Genomic DNA, 18,354 nt, shown 5'->3' on the forward strand with positions numbered 1-18,354 from the left:
GGTTATGAGCCACCCCTTCTTCTTCTGCTTCTTCTGACGTGAGGGTCTGTTTCCGACCATGTCCTTCGTTTCAGGCAACAAGGTCCGCTACCTCCCCCAGCCCGAGTGGGGCGTGGGGCATCTCCTCGAATTGCAGGACGAGGGCGCCAAGGCGCTCGTCCTCTTCCCCGCCCGGGAGGGCGAGCCGGTGCTGGTGTCCACCAAGGGCGGGGCCCTGGTGTCCTATCGCCTGACCCAGGGCGAGCCGGTGAAGACGGCCCGGGGCCGGCGCGCCACCGTGGTGGGCGAGGAGGAGGGCGGCCGGGGCCTGCGCCGCTACGTCATCCGCTACGCCGACACGGGCGAGGAGGACGAATTGCCCGAGTCCGAGGTGCACGCGCTCGCCCCGCGCTCGGACGTGCTGTCCACGCTGCGCGAGGGCCGGGTGGGCGAGGCGCGGGCCTTCATGCTGCGCAAGCAGGCGCTGCGGCTGGACGACGAGCGGCGGTGTGACGCGCTCGGCGCGCTGCTGGCCAGCCGGGTGATGGTGAAGCCGCACCAGGTGGGCGTGGTGCAGCGCGTGCTCAGCGCGCGTCGGCCCCGCTTCGTGCTCGCCGACGAGGTGGGCCTGGGCAAGACGATCGAAGCGGGCATGGTGTTCAGCGCCCTGCGGCTGTCGGGGCTGGCGCGGCGCGTGCTGGTGGTGGCCCCCAGCCACCTCACCGTGCAGTGGCTGGTGGAGTTGTTCCACAAGTTCAACCAGCTCTTCACGTTCATGGACTCGGACCGGTACGCGAGCTCGCTCAAGGAGCAGCCCCAGGTGTCCCCGTGGGCGCGCTTCCCCCTGGTGGTGACGAGCCTGGAGATGCTCGCCCGGAGCGAGGAGCACCGGCGCGCCGTGGCGGACGAGGACGCGTTCTGGGACCTGGTCATCATCGACGAGGCGCACCACCTCAAGGGCGAGAAGGCCTTCGCGGCCGCCGAGGGCCTGGCGGCCAACAGCTGGGGCCTGCTGCTGCTCACGGCCACGCCCATGCAGTTGGATCCCGCCGAGTACCATGGGCTGCTCACGCTCATCGACGCGGCGACGGCGCCCACGGTGGCGGGCTTCGAGCAGCGGCTGGCGCGGCAGGAGGAGCTGAGCGCGGCGGTGCGCGGGCTGCTCGAGGGCCAGGACGCCAAGGGCGCGGTGAAGGCCCTGGCGGCGCGCTTCCCGGACGACTCGCGGCTCACGGCGCTGAAGGACCGGGACGCGCTCCTGCAGCACCTGGCGGAGACGTACAGCCTGTCGGACCGGCTGGTGCGCAACCGGCGCGCGGTGGTGGGCGGCTTCTCCACGCGCCGGCTGCACCGTCACCCGGTGAAGCTGTCCGCCGAGGAGCTGCGCACGCGCGACGCCGCGCTGGCCGCGCTCGCCTCGTCCACCCTGCGCGGGGCACCCCTGGGCAACCTGTTGCGCCGCCTGGAGTCGAGCCCCGCGGCCTTCGCCGAGGCGCTTCAGGGCAACAAGGCCCTGGCGAGCGTGGCGGGCTCGCTCAAGCTGCCCGCGCGCGACGCGAAGTTCAGCGCCTTCCAGGAGGTGCTGCGCGGCATCTGGAGCGCGGAGCCCCGGGCCAAGGTGCTCGTGTTCACCGAGAGCCGTGACACGCTCGAGTCGCTGCGCACGGAGCTGGGCCGCGAGGGCACCGAGGCGCTCGCCTACCATGGGGATCTGCCCCTGGTGGAGCGGGACAGGCAGGTGGCGCGCTTCCGCGATCCCGAGGGCCCGCTGGTGCTCCTGTGCACCGAGGTGGGCGGCGAGGGCCGCAACTTCCAGTTCGCGCACCACCTGGTGCACTACGACTTGCCGTGGAGTCCGGCGACGGTGGAGCAGCGCATCGGGCGCTTGGATCGCATCGGGCAGAACCACCCGGTGGAGATCCACGTCTTCGATTCCGCGGGCACGCTGGCCGCGGACGTGTTGATGCTGCTGGCGGACGCGGTGGGCGTCTTCGGCGAGACGGTGGGCGGCCTGGACGCGGTGCTGGAGGAGGTGGAGCCGCGGCTGGCCGAGCTGGCGCTGCTGCCGCGCGAGTCGCGCATGGCGTACGCCTCGGAGCTCAAGGCGAAGGTGGAGGCGGCGCGGGCGCAGGTGAAGCGCGCGTATGATCCATTGCTGGACATCCGCTCGTTCGACAAGGACGCGGTGGCGCGGCTGGTGAAGCGGGCGCAGGAGCGCATGGGGCTGGAGGAGGAGGACGAGGAGGAGGACGCGCCGAGCCTGGAGGAGGGGCTGTGGAGCGTGGCGAGGGATTTGGACGAGCGGTTGGAGGAGTCGGTGACGGAGCTGGCGCGCCGGGTGGGCATCGGCGTGGACACGGACGAGCAGGTGGATGCCTTCCAGTGCGCGTTCCAGTTCGGCCACGCGCTCAAGGTGGAGGGCCTGCCGGGCATCGACATCAACGAGGACCGCACGGTGCTGGGCACCTTCTGGCGCGACACGGCGGTGGAGGCCGAGGAGCTGGAGTACTACGCCACGGGCCACCCCATCGTGGAGTCGCTGTTCGGCTTCCTGCGGGACGGGCCGTACGGGCGCAGCGCGGCGCGGTTCATCGAGAAGCGCGGGCCGCTCAAGGCGCGGGGCGTGGAGCTGCTCTACCACGTGCAGCTGCCCGAGCCCGAGGACACCTCGCCGGGCGCGCGGGTGCCGAGCCGTCAGCTCGCGCGCTTCCTCGAGCGCACGCTGGTGCACGTGGCGGTGGTGGAGGGCGCCTCGGGTCCCAAGGCGGACACGGGGGTGCTGAGCGCGCTGGAGGCGGAGGGCAAGTCGCTCAAGGGGGACGAGGTGGCGCGGGCCTTCCCGGGCTTCGCGGCCTTCGTGGACGCGGGCGTGCCGGTGGCGCTCAAGGCCGCCGAGGCGGACCTGGGCAAGCTCCAGGCGCGCGCGCGCAAGGCCGTGGAGGCCGAGCGTGACGCGGCGCTCGCGCGCATGAAGCTGTCGCTCACGCACCAGGGCCTGGAGGAGAAGGCGGTGCGGGCGCAGCTCGACGCCGAGCACGAGCACTACGAGCGGCTGCTCCAGGCGCTCGCCGGGGCCAAGGTGGTGCTCGACTCGGCCTGCGGCTTCGTCATCAACCGCTGAGGGGCTCCGGGTCCGGGGGGGCCGCCCCCCGGCGCCGGCTCAGGCGCGCACCTTCTCGCGCAGCGCCTTGGCCCGCTCCTGCGTCTCCGGATCCGAGTGCGTCATCTCGATGCCCTTGAGCCGCTGGTCCAGGCTCTTGGGCAGCTTGCCCTTCACCAGCTTGCCCTCGGCCTCCATCGCCTCCAGCTTGCCGAGCGCCTTGTCCGCGATGCGCTCCTTCGGGTGGCCCAGGAGGCTGTCGAGGAAGTACGGGTCCTCGGGCAGCTCGGGGTACTTCTCCAGGTAGTCCAGCACGCCCTGGGCCCAGGCGCGCGGGTCCTCGGCGCTCTCCAGCACCTTCTGCATGGCCTGTTTCTGCGCCTTGCGCTTGCCCTCCGGATCGAAGGTCTTCGCCAGGCCCTCGGGCAGCTCGCCGCCATTGAAGAGCGCGTCCGCGGCCGACTTGTACTTCTCGTAGGAGGCGCTGCGCTCGATGCGCTGCTGCGCCGGGTCATCCTGCCGCGAGGTGTGGCCCCGGCCCTTGCCGCGCTGGGCGTCCAGCTCCCGCCACGTCTTCGTGCGCTTGCCGGAGAATCCGCCGCCGCCCCGATCGTCATCCCTGTCACGTGCCATTGCGTCACTTCCCCTTGCGAGCCCCCCACAGCGCCGCCAAGCCGCTCTTCACCAGGGAACGGACGCGAATCAGTTCCTCGGGCGCCAGGGGGTGCTCCTCGTCGTGCTCCGCCTCGAACAGGGCCTCGTCCGCGTACGCGGCGAGCGCCGTGGGCACCGGCGGAAGCTCCGTGCCCGACCCCCTCAACGCCTCGGGGGGCACTCCCGCCAGTCCTCGCGGCCACCCCAGCTCCAGCATGGCGTGCAGCTCGAAGAGCAAGTGACGGGCAACGGCATATCCTTCGTCCGTGAACCCCGCCGCGTCAAGCTCCCCCAGCAGCGCGTCCTGCCGGTTCTCGAACGAATCGTGCAGTCGCGTACGCGCCTTCTCGTCGTCCTCCAGGTAACGCCAGGCCGCCTCCACGAATGCCGTGTCCGGCTCGCCCGGGGCGAAGACGGGCGGGGGCTCCCCCTTCTGCTTCTTCGGACGGGGCGGCCGGGGACCGTCCTCCAGGCGGACCTGCTTGCCCTCCTGCACCAGGTCCCACAGCCCCAGCAGGTTCTGGAAGAAGCGGCGCGCGAGCTCCGGGGACTCGAAGCGCGGCTCGCGCTCGAAGAGGCTCGGAATCACCTCGCTCGAGGGGCGTCCCTCGGCGTGGGCCTGGCGCATGTGGGCGAGCACCGTGAGGCTGTCGTGCGGCACGCCCGCGAGCTCCAGGAGCCCGTCGAGCACCTGGGCGCCCTCGAATTCGTGGAGGAACTCCATCTGTTTGGAACGGGAACGGCTCATACTTCTCACCGTAGCCCCTGACGGGGCCTCTTGCCTTCCGAGAACCCACCGGGGGACCAGGGGACTGAATGACCCGTTCTGTCCTGGACGGCCCCTCTCTGTCACGAGCGCCTTCCGTTTTCGCCCTTCCATCCCTAGGCTGCCCCGCCTCTCATGAGCGAACCGTCGTCCCAGAAAGTGAAGCTCGCCATCCAGGCGCTGTCCCTGGCCCGCCCCGTGGAGGGGCCTCCCGGCGACGACGGTCAACGCTCGGTCTGGCACCTGTCCGCCCAGGGCGCCGAGCTGCTCTCCTTCGTGGACCCCGAGGGAAGGGTGCAACGCCAGGAGCTGACGCTCTTGGGCGAGCACTGTGTGTGGACGAGCGGCGTGGGCCTGCGCACCGGACGCGTGGAGCAGGTGGATGCCGCGCGCACCGAGGCCAGCGTCGTCCACCCCGACCGCGAGCCCGTGCCCGAGCGGCTCCTGCGCGCCGCGCTCGCGCTCGAGGACTACCAGGGCGAGGATCGCTACATCCTCCACATCCAGCGCGTGCTCGGGCTCGCGCGCCAGAGCCTCGCGCTCGCTGGCAACCCGCTGCCGGCTCCCCCGCCCCCCGCGTCCGTGGCGGCTGCCGCCCCCGCTCGCGCGTCCAATGAGGTGGCCTCCGCGCCCGTTCCCCTCATTCCCCCGAGCGCCATCGCCTCGGACCTGGAGCGCCGGCAGGGCCGCGAGGGCCTCACCATGCTCCTCGTGCTCGCGGTGGGGCTCGTGGTGGGCGTGGCCCTGTTGTTCTGGCTCCTCTGAGGAGTCTGGACGACGGGCCCGGGCTCAGGGCTCCGTCTGTGCTCAGGGCCCGGTGCGCACCGCGGGAGTCGCGCAGTGCGCGGAGGGCACCGCGCCCAGCGCGCCGGCCAGCACGTGGGGCAGCCGCGAGGAGGGCGACATGTGCGAGGCATCCGCCCTCCACGCGCCCCAGGCCGCGAGTTGCAGGGGCCGCGTGTCCAGCGCGAGCACCGCCGCGGCGATCGCCATGAGCGTGAGGCTTCCCGCCCACTGGGCCACGGCCCTCGGGCGTGGGAAGAACCGCCAGCCGACGAGCGCGAGTCCGAGCACCGTCAGGGCTCCCAAGAGCGCCCAGCGCATCTCCTGCAAGGAGGTGAGCCGCGAGGTGTCCGTGGCGAGCCGCGCGGCGGGGTCTCCGGCGTCGGGCAGGGCCCGGGGCGTGAGCAGATCCACGAGCAGGTGGGCCTCGAGCGCCGCGAGCAGGGCGCTGAAGCCCAGCACCAGCGCCAGCGCGGCGCCGAGCATCCGCTCGGAGTCCTCTCCCCTGCGCCGGTGCTTGTGCACCAGCACGAGTCCCACCGCGACGGCGCCGAGCAGCGCCGCGCTCGTCCAGGCCCCCAGCCGGCGCGTCACCATGGCCTCGCCGGTGCCCGCGGCCAGCATGTCCAGCGCGTCCCGTCCCCCCACTTCCGGGAGCGCCGCGAGCACCCGGCGCATCGCCTCCTGCGTGCCGGCGATGCCCAGCAGCCAGGGCAGGGTGGCCAGCCCCACCAGCAGCACCAGCGGCGCGTGCCGGCCCGCGACTCCCCTGCACAGCAGCGTCGAGAGCACGAGCGTCACCCCCCCGATGCCCAGCCACATCAAGAGGCTGTAGAGGCCCGGCGCTCCCGCCATCCGCCACACCTCGGTTCCTCCACCCAGAAGAGGGGGGAGCGCGAGCCCGACGCTCCCCATCGCCATGAGGGGAAGCGCGGCGAGCAACAGTCCGGAGAGCGGCGTGAACCTGACGGGAGTCAGCATGGTTTAAAGAGTATAAACCGAATCCCATGAATTCATGAATTTGCCCCCAAGTACGGAAGAGCCGATGAGCAGTGAACGCTCGGTGAGGAAAGGGAGCGAGCGGGCGGACGCCAGGTTCTCCCTCTGCTGGCTAGGCGGCGACGGCCCCTTCACCGAGGAGCTGGGCATAGCGGCCGCCCCGGGCGGACAGCTCGGCATGGGTGCCGGCCTCCACCACGCGCCCGGCGTCGAGGACGACGATCAGGTCCGCGTCGCGCACGGTGGACAGCCGGTGGGCGATGACGAGCACCGTGCGCCCCTTCATGAGGGTGGCGAGGCCCGCGCCCACCGCCGCCTCGCTCTGGGCATCCAGGGCGCTGGTGGGCTCGTCCAATAGGAGGACGGAGGGCTGGCGCAGGAAGGCCCGCGCGAGGGCGAGGCGCTGGCGTTGTCCTCCCGACAGCCGCGCGCCGCGCTCGCCCACCGGCTCGTCGAGTCCTCCGGGCAGGGCGCGCACGAAGTCCTCGGCGTGCGCGAGTCGCAGCGCCTCCCACACGTCCGCGTCCGAGGCGTCCGGCCGCCCGAGCAGCACGTTGTGCCGCACGCTGCCGGAGAAGAGCACCGGCTCCTGGGGCACCCACGCGAGGCGCTCGCGCACGCGCGAGGGCTTGAGCCGTGACAGGGGCACGCCATCCCACGCCACCGTGCCGCCACTGGGGGGCAGGAAGCCCAGCAGCACGGAGAAGAGCGTCGTCTTTCCCGCGCCGGACGCGCCCACCAGCGCCACCCGGGCCCCCGCGGGCACCGTGAGGTCCACCCCCCGCAGGGCCTCGCGGCCGTCGGGGTAGGTGACGCGCAGGCCCGAGAGCGTCAGGGCCTGGGTGAGGGGAAGCGCGTCCTCGCCCTCATCCGGGGGCACGGGCTGGTCCGCGAGCGCGAAGAGGCGCTCGGCGCCGACGAGGCCCGTCACCACCTGGGAGAGCGTGCCACTGAGCGACTTCACCGGCTGGTAGAGCAGGAGCGTGGCGGTGATGAAGGACAAGAGCCGTCCGGAGAGCGAGGGGTCCCCCGAGATGGCGCGCGCGCCCCAGGCCACCGCCACCGCCACGCCCACCATCCCCATCAGCTCCACGGTGGGGCTGTACGCGCCGCGCAGGAAGAGCGAGCGGCGCATCTCCCCGAGGTAGCGCGCCGCCTCGGTCTCGAAGCGCGCGAGCGCCCGGGGCCCGGCGCCATAGGCGCGCACCACCGGCAGCGTCTGCAACTGCTCCGCCGTCAGCGCGGTGAGCGCGCCCAGGCTCGTCTGCGAGCGCTGGGCCACCTTCTTGAGCGAGCGCGTGAAGGCGCGCACCGGCAGCACCGTGAGCGGCATCACCACGAAGGTGAGCAGGAAGAGCTTCGCGTCGATGAGCAGGCACGTGGCGAGCAGCGCGACAATCTGCAGCCCGTCGCGCACATACGAGGAGAGCGCCTGGGTGACGGAGAACTCCACCAGGGGCACATCCGCGGTGAAGCGCGTGAGGAGCTCGCCCGAGTGCTGGCGCTCGAAGAAGGCGGGGGGCCAGGAGAGCAGGCGCGCGTAGAGGGACGCGCGCAGGTCCGCCATCACCCGCTGTCCCAGCCGCTGCATCCACCCGCCCTGGAGGTAGTTCGCGCCCGCCTTGAGCACCGCCACGCCCACCACCATCAGGGGCAGCACGCCGAGCAGGTGCTCTCCGGACAGCTTCACGCCCGCGAGCTCCACGGGGCCGCCGGTGAGCACCGCGCGCAAGAGCGGCCCCACCAGCCAGGCGTAGGTGGACGTGGCCCCGGCGGCCACGAGCGACGCACCCAGTCCCGCTGCGAGCAGCAGGCGGTAGGGCCGCACATAGCCCAGGAGCCGACGATAGACGTGAGGGGAGGGACGAGGCGCCACGGCGAGGCGCGCACTGTGTCATCGCGCCAGGGCCCAGGCAAAGGGACTCGCCTGGTCGCCTGCCCCACGGCCCTCCCGGCTGGCCATGTAGGTGCGTTCATTGCCTCAACGGCCAAGGACGGACAGCTTTCGGCTAGCCATGGACACGAACAACACTGAGAAAGAAGTGCTGAACAGCCCGGGCTGTGAGCCAGTGGTCGAGGACGAGGAGCGTCGTCGATTGCTGTGGCTGATGGCGGAGTACTTCAGGACCATCGGCTGCACGGACATCAAGGCTCGCCTGCCTGGCTTCCTGCCACCCCCCGTGCTTTCGGGGACCATCGAGGACCACCGGCCGGACTTCACCTGCCGCCAGTCCGACTCGGCCCGGACGCCCATCATCCTGGAGATCGTCACTCCGGGCATGGTGGATGATCCCGCGGCCGAGAACCGCTGGAGCCTGTTGTCGAGCGCCGCCAAGCTCTACAACGCGGAACTCCACTTCGTGGTTCCCAAGTGGTCGGTCAGCCGGGGCGTCATCGACCCCATCCTCAAGCGCCGCCTGGCGCGCATGGAGCTGACGGCCAACCGCATCTGGACCGTCTGAGGGCTCTTCCCCAGGCGTCCACCCCGAGATGCGCCCGCTCCCTCGCCGGGGCGGGTGCGGATTGCTGGACCCCAACGCTGCGTTATAGTGGCTCGGAATTCGCCACGCGCGGCCAAAGTCCAATAAATCCAGGGGTTTGAAGCAATGCCAGCGGTTTCGGGCCAGAAGCGGGACTATTACGAGGTGCTGGGGGTCCAGAAGACCGTCTCGGCGCAGGAACTCAAGAGCGCCTTTCGCAAGGTGGCCTTGCAGTATCACCCGGACCGCAACCCCGGGAACCACGAGGCCGAGGAGAAGTTCAAGGAAGCCTCGGAGGCCTACGAGGTCCTGAGTGATCCGGAGCGCCGCAACCGCTACGACCGTTTCGGTCACGCGGGGGTGGGCGGGGCGGCCGGGGGAGACCCGTTCGGCGGGTTCCAGGGCGTCAACATCAACGACATCTTCGGGGAGATCTTCGGAGACATCTTCGGGGGGCGAGGGGGCCGCCGGGCGAGCAACCGGGGCGCGGACCTGCGCTTCAACCTGGAGATTTCCTTCGAGGAGGCGGCGTTCGGCTGTCGGCCGAAGGTGCCGATTCCGCGGCCGAAGAAGTGCGACACGTGCTCGGGCACGGGCAGCAAGAGCGCCTCGGCGCCCAAGACGTGCGGCACGTGCGGCGGGGCGGGCGAGGTGCGCTTCACCCAGGGCTTCTTCGCCGTGTCGCGGCCGTGCTCCGAGTGCGGCGGGACGGGCGCGGTGGTGCCGGACCCGTGCGGCAAGTGCAAGGGCTCGGGCAAGGTGCCCAGTGACGAGGTCATCGAGGTCAACATCCCGCCGGGCGTGGACAACGGCACGCGGGTGCGGCTCACGGGCATGGGCGAGCCGGGAGACCGGGGCGGTCCCGCGGGCGACCTGTACGTGACGGTCATCGTCCGCGAGCACCCGCTCTTCCAGCGCGAGGACTACGACGTCTTCTGCGAGGTGCCCATCTCCTTCACCCAGGCGGCGCTGGGCGCGAAGATCGACGTGCCCACGCTCGACGGCAAGGTGAAGATGACCATCCCCGAGGGCGCCCAGTCCGGCAAGGTGTTCCGCCTCAAGGGCAAGGGTGTTCCGCACCTGCACAGCGGCCAGCGTGGCGACCAGCACGTGCGCATCGTCGTGGAGACGCCCACCGGGCTCACCGCGAAGCAGCGCGAGCTGCTCGAGAAGTTCGCCGACGCCAGCGGCGAGGAAGCGCACCCGCAGTCGAAGAACTTCTTCGAGAAGGTGCGCGAGCTGTTCGGCTAGCCGCCTGTTCCTCCCTCCTCGAATCCTTCAAGCGGACGGGATTCGGGGAGAGGGAGGGCGGTGCGGGCGCATGTGTTGGGGTATCCCCCCTGGGCGCGGCTCACCCCACCGGACCTGGAGTCGCGTCGCGCTGGCCATCGGTGAACGAAGTGGCCGGGTTGCCTCGGTTGCAATGCCCGGGTCTGGACGTTCAGGGCGTCCCCGGGAGAAGGACACTCACCAACGCCTCGGCACGTGCGCATACCGAGCCTTCAACCCTGGGAAGGGGGGGTGGGCATGGCCACGTACCGACTCATCCGCAAACTGGCGGCCGGCGGAATGGCGGAGGTGTTTCTCGCCAAGGTGGTGGGCGCGGAGGGTTGCGAGAAGTCCGTGGCCGTCAAGCGCATCCTGCCGTCCATGGCGAGGGATCGGGAGTTCGTGGAGCTCTTCCTTCGCGAGGCCCGGCTCACCGTCTGTCTCCAGCACCCCAACGTGGTGCAGGTGCTCGACCTCGGGGCGCTCGAGGGCCAGTACTACATGGTGATGGAGTGGGTGGAGGGGGAGAACCTGCGTGCCCTCCAGCGCGGCGCGGCGGCGCGGGGCCTGCTGCTCGGACTGCGCGAGGTGTGCTTCATCGTCCAGCAGCTCGCCGAGGGGCTCGCCTACGCGCATGGCCGCGTGGACGCGGCGGGCCGGCCGCTCAACATCATCCACCGCGACGTCAACCCGTCCAACGTGCTGGTGTCCAGCCGCGGCGAGGTGAAGCTCGCCGACTTCGGCATCGCCAAGGCCCTCAACGCGCAGAGCGGCACCCAGGTGGGGGTGGTGAAGGGCAGGGCGGGCTATCTCGCACCCGAGCAGGTCAAGGGGGCCGAGGTGGATCAGCGCGCGGACCTCTTCCTGACCGGCCTGCTGCTCTACGAGTTGCTCTCGGGCCGGCAGCTCTTCCAGGGGACGGACTCCTTCCAGACGCTGCGCGCCATCGCCCAGTTCGACGTGAGGCGCCTCGTGCCGCTGCCCGGCGTGCCGGCGGCGCTCTGGAGCATCATCACCCGGGTGCTGGCGCCCGAGCCGGCGGCGCGCTTCCACCGGGCACGCGACCTGGCGGACGCGCTGCGCGACTTCCTCTCCGACCACCGGTTGCGCGTGGGGCCCCAGGACGTGGCGGCGCTCTTCCAGCGTTGCCTGCCGGGACGTCGCTCGCTCCTGGAGGGCGTGGACGGCGGCTCCCCCGAGGCGCTCGGGGGGGAGATCCGCCTGGGCTCGGACGTGGGGCTGCAGCGCCCGACGCCGCTCACCTCGGTGCGCTCGCGCCCGCCGTTCCTCGGAGGGCCCCGGCCAGGCACGCCCACTCCCGTGCGGACGCAGACGGAGCCGGGCCGCGTTGCCGTCCCGGCTCCTCCCACCCGCACGGGCGTCCTGGAGCTGGCCACGCGGATGCGTCCGGCGCACCGCAAGCTGGGCGAGATGCTCCTGGTGTTCGGCAAGGTGTCGGAGCCGCAGCTCCGGGGCGCGCTGGAGCGGCAGCGGTGCTCCGGCGGGCGCATCGGCGAGCTGCTCGTCGCCGAGGGGCTGCTGTCCGAGGAGGACGTGGTGCGCGCCCTGAGCGAGCAGAGCGGCCTCCCCTTCATCTCGGATCGGGTGCTGCGCACCATGCCCGTGCCCCGCGTGCTGCTGCCCCTGCTGCCGCTGGAGAAGGCCGAGCGGCTGGAGGTGATCCCGGTGTCCCAGCAGGCCGGGGTGCTGGTGTGCGCCATGCGCGAGCCCCGCGACCTGGCGCGTCTGGACGAGCTGAAGCTCATCACCGGGCACGCCGTGCGCGGCATCTACGCCACCCAGAGCGCGCTGCGCCGCGCCATCGACCGCTTCTACCGGGGCGAGGCCGTGGAGCGGGCCGGGGAGTCGCGTCCGGGGGGCGCCACCTCGGGCGGTGAGGCCGGGGACAGGGAGAAGGCGGCCCTGGGCGGGACCGGAGAGATAGGCCGCGCGGCGCGGTGGCACTCGCGCGTGGTGGACGCGGCGCTCGCGATGCTGGGCGGAGCGGGGGCGTGGGGCTCCCTGCTCGCCAGTCTGGCCCGGGATGTGGCGGGCCGGCTGGGCGCGGCTCCCGCGGAGGCCGAGAGCGCCTCGGCGGTGGCGTATGCCCTGGCGCTCGCGGCCTTCCAGGAGTCCGGTGGGCGCTTCACGCGGCCCTCGCTCGAGGCCGTGCGCGCCATCCTGGGCCGGGACTCGGAGGAACTGGACGGCCTGATCGATGCCTGCGCCCGGGACGCGCCGCCTCTGCCGGCGACCACCCCCAAGGCCGTGCTGGCCCTGGCCGCCGCGGTGGCCTTCCTGGAGGAAGCGGACCCGGCCCTGCTCGGGGCGTCGGATGTGTCCCAGGCCCTCGCCCGGCTGCGCGCGGCCGGACGGTTGCCCGCCCCCGCCCTGGATGCCCTCCGCACGGAGGTGATGGCGCGGGTGACCGCCGAGTCCAAGGGCGTCCGGGCCCCGGCGCTCGTCTCCGCTCCCGTCGACTCCGCGACGCTCGCCTCGTCATGAGCCCGCGCCGCGAGTCTCGCGGGGGGGGGCCCGCCCTAATCCTGGGTGCCGTCGAGCGGCTCGGGCAGGGCGTTCACCTGGATGACCTGCCCGCCCTTGTCGGGTGAGCCGCGCGCCGCCTCGCTCTCCTCGGGGGTCCGCGGCGCGCGCTCCTGGAAGGCGTCTCCCTCCAGATTGCGCTGCCGCTGCTCGCTCGTGCTCCCATACCCCTCTCGCGTCCTCGTCGGCTTGTTCGCCATCGTGTGCTCCTGGGTTGGAGAGAACCTCGGACCGTTGACGTTGGGGTCGGGGGCCGGGGAGCGCAATGCCCCGCCCGGACGCATTCCGCCCTTGCCGGGTGCTCGCTCTCCTCCTCGCTGCTCCAGCGGGCGAGTCCCAGGGGACGCACCCGCGTGGCCCCCGCTCCGCACTTCACGTGCGCTCCCGGGCGGCCCCGAGGGGAGCGGGGACGGCACGTTGGCTGCACGGCAGGCCGCGCTCCCCGGGGAATCTTCCCCCCGCTCGGCTGTCGACGCAGAAGCGCCCCACTGCTATGCACGCCCCTACCATGGATGCCCGCCTTTCTCCGTGCCGCGCCCTGTTGCTCGCGCTGACGATGCTGCTTGTCGCCTGCAAGACGCCCTCCGCCGCGAGCTCCGGCACCGACTCCACCCCTTCCTCGCCGGGTGAAGTCACCCAGGAAAACCCCTTTCCCACCAAGCCCACCGTGAAGGCGCGCCAGGACTCCGCGGCGGACGCGGCGCTCGCGCAGGCGGCCCAGCAGGCCCAGTCGGCGCCGGGCAAGAAGGGCGCGGAGCTCTTCCTCGCGGTGCGCAAGGCCTACCCCGAGACGACCGCGGGCCAGGAGGCGCTCTACCGCGCCGGCGTGCTCTTCTACGAGTCGCAGGACTACGCCAACGCGCGCAAGTCCTTCAACGAGCTGCTCTTCGAGAACCCGCTCCATCCCGAGGCCGAGGACGCCAAGCTGCGGCTGGGCCGCGCCGCGCTCGAGGTGGGCGCCTACCGCGACGCCTACCTGATGCTCTCCAGCCTCGCCGAGCGCGCCGAGGGCGCCGAGCAGGTGCGACTGCTCCAGGACGCCGCGAAGGCCGGGGAGAAGGCGGGCCTCTACGGCCAGTCGCTGCAGATCGCCGTGGACCTGGCCGGCCGCGCGCAGACGCCCGAGGAGCAGCAGGCCGCGGTGGCCCGGGTGCAGCAACTGGTGGAGGGCCGCGCGGGCTTCGTGGACGTGGCCCGGGTGGTGGAGGGCCTGCCCGCCTCGCATCCCGCCTGGCCGGTGCTCACCTTCAAGCTGGCGCGCATCCACTACCACCTGCGTGACTGGACGCGCCTGGAGGAGACGCTCAACCGCTTCCTCGCCGAGGCCCCCTCCCATCCCTTCGCGCCCCAGGCCCGCGAGCTGCTCGCGCGCGCCACGCGGCGCGTGGAGGTGCAGCCCCGGACGGTGGGGCTCTTGCTGCCCATGACGGGCAAGTACAAGGCCTGGGGCGAGGCGGTGCTGCGGGGCGTGAAGCTGGCCCTGTCCGGCAGCGACGTGGAGCTCGTCGTCAAGGACACCCAGGGCGACGTGAACCTCACCGGCCAGGCGATGGAGCAGCTCGCCTATGACGAGGGCGCCATCGCGGTGCTCGGCCCCATCGCCTCCGATGATTCGCGGCGCGCGGCGCTCCTGGCCGAGGAGCTCCAGGTGCCGCTGCTCACGTTCACGCGCCAGGAGGACATCACCGCCATCGGGCCGTACGTCTTCCGCAACATGCTCACCAACTCCGCCCAGGCGCGCGCCATCGCCGACTACGCCATGAAGGAGAAGGGCCTGCGCAGCTTCGCCATGCTCTATCCGAACCTGCCCTACGGCGTGGAGCTGGCCAACGACTTCTGGGACCAGGTGGTGGACAACGGCGGCCAGGTGCGCGGCGCCGAGACGTACGCGCATGATCAGACGACCTTCACCTCCGAGGCCAAGAAGCTCGTGGGCCGCTACTACCTGGAGGACCGGGGCGACTACTACGAGGGCGTGCGCGAGGTGGAGCAGCAGACGAGCGGCCAGGACGCGTTCCGCAAGCGCAAGGCCATGGAGAAGATGAAGGGCAGCGTGGAGCCCATCATCGACTTCGAGGCCATCTTCATCCCCGACGAATGGCGGCGGGTGAGCCTGGTGGCCCCGGCGCTCGCGGTGGAGGACATCATCACCAACTCGTGCGACGCGCGCGACCTGGAGCGCATCCGCAAGACGACGGGCAAGAAGACCGTCAAGACGGTCATGCTGCTGGGCACCAACGCGTGGAGCAGCGCCAAGGGCGCCAGCGGCCTGCCCGAGCTCGTCGAGCGCGGGGGCAAGTTCGTCAACTGCTCGGTGTACGTGGATGGCTTCTTCGTGGACTCGCAGCGCCCGGCCACGCAGCGCTTCGTGAAGGCCTACCGCCAGGCGTACAACGGCGACCCGAGCCTCCTGGAGGCCTACGGCTATGACTCGGCGCGCATGCTGCGGCAGATGCTCGAGAGCAAGCAGGCCCCGCAGAGCCGCGCGGAGCTGCGCGAGGCGCTGGCCAACCTCAAGGACTTCGACGGCGCCACCGGCAAGACGTCCTTCGACGACAAGCGCGAGGCGCGCAAGCCCCTGTTCCTGCTGTCCGTGAGCAACAAGGGCGTCACCGAGGTGACTCCCGATCAGAGAGCGTCCGTGGGGGACATGTGAGCCGGGGCGCGCCGCGGGCCTGGTGGGCCGCGGGAGCCCTGCTGCTCGCGGCCTGCCGTCACGCCGCGCCGGTGCTCGCCCCCGACGTCTCCGCCCGGCTCGAGTCCACGCCGGGGGGCTACCTGGCGGGCGACGCGGTGGGACTCGCGGACGCGGCCGTGCTGGAGCGCCGCGACTTCGTCTGGACGCTCGACTTCTCGCCGGACGGCGCGCGCGTGGCCTTCACGCACCTGGCCGGGCAGGACTACCGGCTCGGGCTCTGGAGCCTGGGGCCCCCGCCGGCGCGCGTGGTGGACGCCTCGCTCAACCCCTCCGAGTTCGACGTGGAGGCGCTGGCCTTCTCCGCCGACGGCGCGCTCTTGGCGAGCGCGGGGTGGGACGGCGTGGTGCGCCTGTTCGACGCGGCCACCGGAGCGCCCCGGGCGAGCCTGCGCACCGAGGAGCCCCTCACCGCCGTGGCCTTCCACCCATCGGGCGGCTACCTCGTGGTGGGCAGTGCCCGGGGACTCGTCACCGTGCTGCGCGCGGCGGACCTGGGCTTCTCCTTCGAGTCGCGGCCCCATGCGGACCGGGTGAGCGCGCTCGCCTTCGCGGCGGACGGGACGCTGTACTCGGGCGGTTGGGACAAGCGCATCCATGTCCTCGCTACGCGCGAGGAGGCGCCCCGGCGCGACGGCGCGCGGGTGCGCTTCGAGCGGCGCTCGGGCCACGCGGTGGTGGTGGGCAGCGTCAACGGTGGCGCCCCGGTGCGCTTCGCGCTGGATGCGCGCACGCCCGCCCTCGTGCTCGGCACGGCGGCGGCGCGCGAGGCGGGCATCGACACGGCCTTCGTCCAGGAGACGGTGTCCCTGCCCACCGCGCTCGGCTCCACCCTGGCGCGGCTCGTGCGTGCCCAGCGCCTGCGCTTCAAGGGACTGGTGCTCGAGGGCGTGGACGTGGCGGTGTGTGACGCGTGCCTCCCCGCGGACGTAGGGGGGGTGTTGGGCGCGCCCTTCGCCGAGCGCGTGGACGTGGCGTTCGACGAGGTCACCTCCGAGGCCGTCCTCACCCTCAAGGCCCCCGCGCCTCCGGCTCCGGTGGAGGCGCGGGCGCTGGTGTTCGCCCCGCGCGCCACGTTCTCCTTCGAGGCGCACGTCAACGACGTCACCGTCGACGCGTCCGGGCGCCGCCTGGGCGTGGCCTTCTCGGAGGCGAAGGCCGAGCGCACCCGCGCCGTGTACGAGCGGGAGAAGAAGGGACTTGGCGAGCCGCCCTCCGCCTGGAACGCCGCGGCGGTGGTGGACGCGGGCTCGGGCCAGGTGCTGCGCAAGTGGACGGGCCATGAGGGCGTGGTGGCCTCCGCGGGCATCTCCCCCGACGGGCGCGCGCTCGTGAGTGGAAGCTGGGACAAGCGGCTCTTCCTCTGGCGCGAGGGGCAGGAGGCCCCCGTGGCCGAGCGGCGCCTGGGCTGGTCCGTGCGTCGGGCGCGCTTTGGTCCGGACGGGCGGCTGGTGGGCGTGGCCGCGTGGACGCCGCAGAAGGTGACGGGAGATCAGCAGAGCGATCCCTCCGCCGCCCTCTTCTCCGTGGGCTACGCCGCCCCCAGCGTCCAGCGGCGCTAGTAGTTGAGGTGGACGGCCTCGCGGGGCAGTCCCCGCGCGCACAGCGCCTCGATGACGCCCTTCACCATGCTCGACTGGCCACAGAGGAAGGCCACGGTGTTCTCCACCGGCTCCTCGTTCAGGTGCGCCTGGACGTAGCCGGTGAGCCCCTGCCAGTCGCTGTCTCCCGGCTGGCTCACCGTGCGCACCACGCGGATGCCGGCCTCCTCCCAGTGGCGCAGCTCGTCCTCGTAGGCGAACGCGCGCGGGGTGCGCGCCCCGAAGTAGAGCGTCACCTGCCCGTAGGCCCCGCGCTCCCGGCGGATGCTCTCGATGACGGAGCGGATGGGGGAGATGCCCGAGCCGACGGCGAACAGCAGCAACCCCCGCCCGCGTGCCAGGGGGAGGGGAAAGCCCTGGCCCTCGGGCTGCTTGCTGTACACCCGCGCCCCGGGCTCGAGCGCGATGAGCCGCTCGGACAGGAGGCTGCTTCCCTTGAGGAGGAACTCCCAGCGGGTGCCGGAGGGCTCGGGCGCCGAGGCGATGGCGAACATGCTCTCGCCCACCTCTGGCAGCGACAGGCGCACGAATTGCCCGGGCATCCGGTGGTGTCCCACCAGGGGGGTGCCCGAGATGTCCAGGACGAGCTCGGTGAGATCCTCCGCGGCGGGGAGCACGGCCGCCACGGTGGTGGGGTGCCAGTCGTTCATGTGAAAAGAAGGTTTAACGTGGACCCGTCCCGCCGTCTCCCTTTGATAGCGTGGGGGGCGTGAAGACCGTGCTCTGGTTGGTGTTGTTCCTCATCGGGCTGGCGGGGGTCGCGCTGCCCGCCGCCTACCTCCATGCGGCCAGCAAGTTGCCGCAGTTGGAGACCGAGTTCGACCTGGAGAAGCAGCTGCGCCACTCCATCGAGGGTGAGCGCATGAGCGTGCGCGCCGGCACCTTCGAGCAGGGCCGCTCCGTGGAGTTCCCCCGGCCGGACTTCTCCCGCCTGCCCAAGGATCTGGTCGCCCTCTACATCTCCCAGCTTGGCTGCCCCACCTTCTTCCAGACGGAGCGCGAGGATGGGCCGAAGTGGGCCTGGCGCCTGCTGGTGAAGGTGGCCGTGGGGGCCAACCTCGCGGGGGATGGCTCCTGTGAGCGCAAGCTGGCCATGCGGCTGGCCATGGCGCTGGGCATCGAGGAGCCGCTGCAGCAGACCGTGGCCGCCCACCGCCTGCACTCCTTCCTCCAGAAGGATCAGCTCATCGCCTACGACCTGGCCACGGTCTACTTCGAGCGGGGCATCGTCGGGGTGGATGACGCGGCGTACAAGCTCTTCGGCAAGGAGCTGGACGCGCTCGAGCTGTCACAGCTCGCCGAGCTGTCGCTCACCCTGCCGCCGCACGGCTTCTACGTGGACGCCGTGCAGTGCCGCAACGAGAGCATCATCCGCCAGAACCGGGACGTGCTGCTGGCGGACCTGGCCGACTACAAGCTGGTGACCGTGGAGCGGGCCCGCAACGCGATGGCCCAGCCAGTCACCTGCCACTAAATGGGCGCGC

Annotated in this window: 14 protein-coding genes; 8 read left to right on the forward strand and 6 right to left on the reverse strand. The window is 72.0% G+C overall.

Going from position 1 to position 18,354, the window contains the following annotated elements; translation table 11 throughout:
* Positions 1–58 precede the first annotated feature (58 nt).
* On the forward strand, positions 59–3,100 hold the full coding sequence (locus D187_RS24710; protein WP_002625898.1) for a helicase-related protein: 3,042 nt from the start codon (positions 59–61) through the stop codon (positions 3,098–3,100).
* Positions 3,101–3,139: 39 nt separating this feature from the next.
* Here D187_RS24710 and D187_RS24715 read toward each other — a convergent pair whose 3' ends face one another.
* Positions 3,140–3,712, reverse strand: coding sequence for a hypothetical protein (locus D187_RS24715; RefSeq protein WP_002625897.1), 573 nt, complete (start codon positions 3,710–3,712; stop codon positions 3,140–3,142).
* A 4-nt stretch (positions 3,713–3,716) separates the two neighbouring features.
* On the reverse strand, positions 3,717–4,481 hold the full coding sequence (locus D187_RS24720) for a hypothetical protein (RefSeq protein WP_002625896.1): 765 nt from the start codon (positions 4,479–4,481) through the stop codon (positions 3,717–3,719).
* A 153-nt stretch (positions 4,482–4,634) separates the two neighbouring features.
* Between D187_RS24720 and D187_RS24725 the strand changes: the two genes are divergently transcribed.
* Positions 4,635–5,264, forward strand: a complete 630-nt coding sequence (locus D187_RS24725) for a hypothetical protein (RefSeq protein WP_043431350.1) — start codon at positions 4,635–4,637, stop codon at positions 5,262–5,264.
* 42 nt (positions 5,265–5,306) lie between these two features.
* On the opposite strand, the gene D187_RS24730 is transcribed toward D187_RS24725, so the two are convergent.
* Positions 5,307–6,263, reverse strand: a complete 957-nt coding sequence (locus D187_RS24730) for a hypothetical protein (protein WP_002625894.1) — start codon at positions 6,261–6,263, stop codon at positions 5,307–5,309.
* A gap of 130 nt (positions 6,264–6,393) precedes the next feature.
* Positions 6,394–8,157, reverse strand: coding sequence for an ABC transporter ATP-binding protein (locus D187_RS24735; RefSeq protein WP_043431351.1), 1,764 nt, complete (start codon positions 8,155–8,157; stop codon positions 6,394–6,396).
* A 139-nt stretch (positions 8,158–8,296) separates the two neighbouring features.
* Here D187_RS24735 and D187_RS24740 point away from each other — a divergent pair, with 139 nt between their 5' ends.
* From D187_RS24740 to D187_RS24750, 3 genes are all read left to right on the forward strand, one after another.
* On the forward strand, positions 8,297–8,743 hold the full coding sequence (locus D187_RS24740) for a hypothetical protein (protein ID WP_002625892.1): 447 nt from the start codon (positions 8,297–8,299) through the stop codon (positions 8,741–8,743).
* A 144-nt stretch (positions 8,744–8,887) separates the two neighbouring features.
* Positions 8,888–10,012, forward strand: coding sequence for a molecular chaperone DnaJ (dnaJ, locus tag D187_RS24745; protein WP_002625891.1), 1,125 nt, complete (start codon positions 8,888–8,890; stop codon positions 10,010–10,012).
* A 276-nt stretch (positions 10,013–10,288) separates the two neighbouring features.
* Positions 10,289–12,535: a protein kinase domain-containing protein gene (locus D187_RS24750; protein WP_043431352.1), complete on the forward strand. Its 2,247-nt coding sequence runs from the start codon at positions 10,289–10,291 to the stop codon at positions 12,533–12,535.
* A 35-nt stretch (positions 12,536–12,570) separates the two neighbouring features.
* Here D187_RS24750 and D187_RS24755 read toward each other — a convergent pair whose 3' ends face one another.
* Positions 12,571–12,774: a hypothetical protein gene (locus D187_RS24755; protein ID WP_002625889.1), complete on the reverse strand. Its 204-nt coding sequence runs from the start codon at positions 12,772–12,774 to the stop codon at positions 12,571–12,573.
* A 293-nt stretch (positions 12,775–13,067) separates the two neighbouring features.
* Between D187_RS24755 and D187_RS24760 the strand changes: the two genes are divergently transcribed.
* Together D187_RS24760 and D187_RS24765 are read left to right on the forward strand one after the other, a co-directional pair.
* A complete protein-coding gene (locus tag D187_RS24760) occupies positions 13,068–15,230 on the forward strand; it encodes a penicillin-binding protein activator (RefSeq protein WP_043431353.1) in 2,163 nt (720 codons plus the stop codon).
* Positions 15,227–16,831 carry a WD40 repeat domain-containing protein gene (locus D187_RS24765; RefSeq protein WP_002625887.1) on the forward strand — a complete coding sequence of 535 codons (1,605 nt, stop codon included), beginning with the start codon at positions 15,227–15,229 and terminating at the stop codon, positions 16,829–16,831. Before D187_RS24760 ends, D187_RS24765 begins: the two co-directional genes overlap by 4 nt.
* Here the strand turns inward: D187_RS24765 and D187_RS24770 are convergent.
* Positions 16,828–17,520 carry a ferredoxin reductase domain-containing protein gene (locus tag D187_RS24770; protein WP_002625886.1) on the reverse strand — a complete coding sequence of 231 codons (693 nt, stop codon included), beginning with the start codon at positions 17,518–17,520 and terminating at the stop codon, positions 16,828–16,830. The two genes, D187_RS24765 and D187_RS24770, sit on opposite strands and share 4 nt — an antisense overlap.
* Before the next feature lie 59 nt (positions 17,521–17,579).
* Between D187_RS24770 and D187_RS24775 the strand changes: the two genes are divergently transcribed.
* Positions 17,580–18,344, forward strand: coding sequence for a transglycosylase domain-containing protein (locus D187_RS24775; RefSeq protein ID WP_020918250.1), 765 nt, complete (start codon positions 17,580–17,582; stop codon positions 18,342–18,344).
* Positions 18,345–18,354: the final 10 nt, after the last annotated feature.

The sequence above is a fragment of the Cystobacter fuscus DSM 2262 genome (genome assembly GCF_000335475.2).
Lineage (GTDB): Bacteria > Myxococcota > Myxococcia > Myxococcales > Myxococcaceae > Cystobacter > Cystobacter fuscus.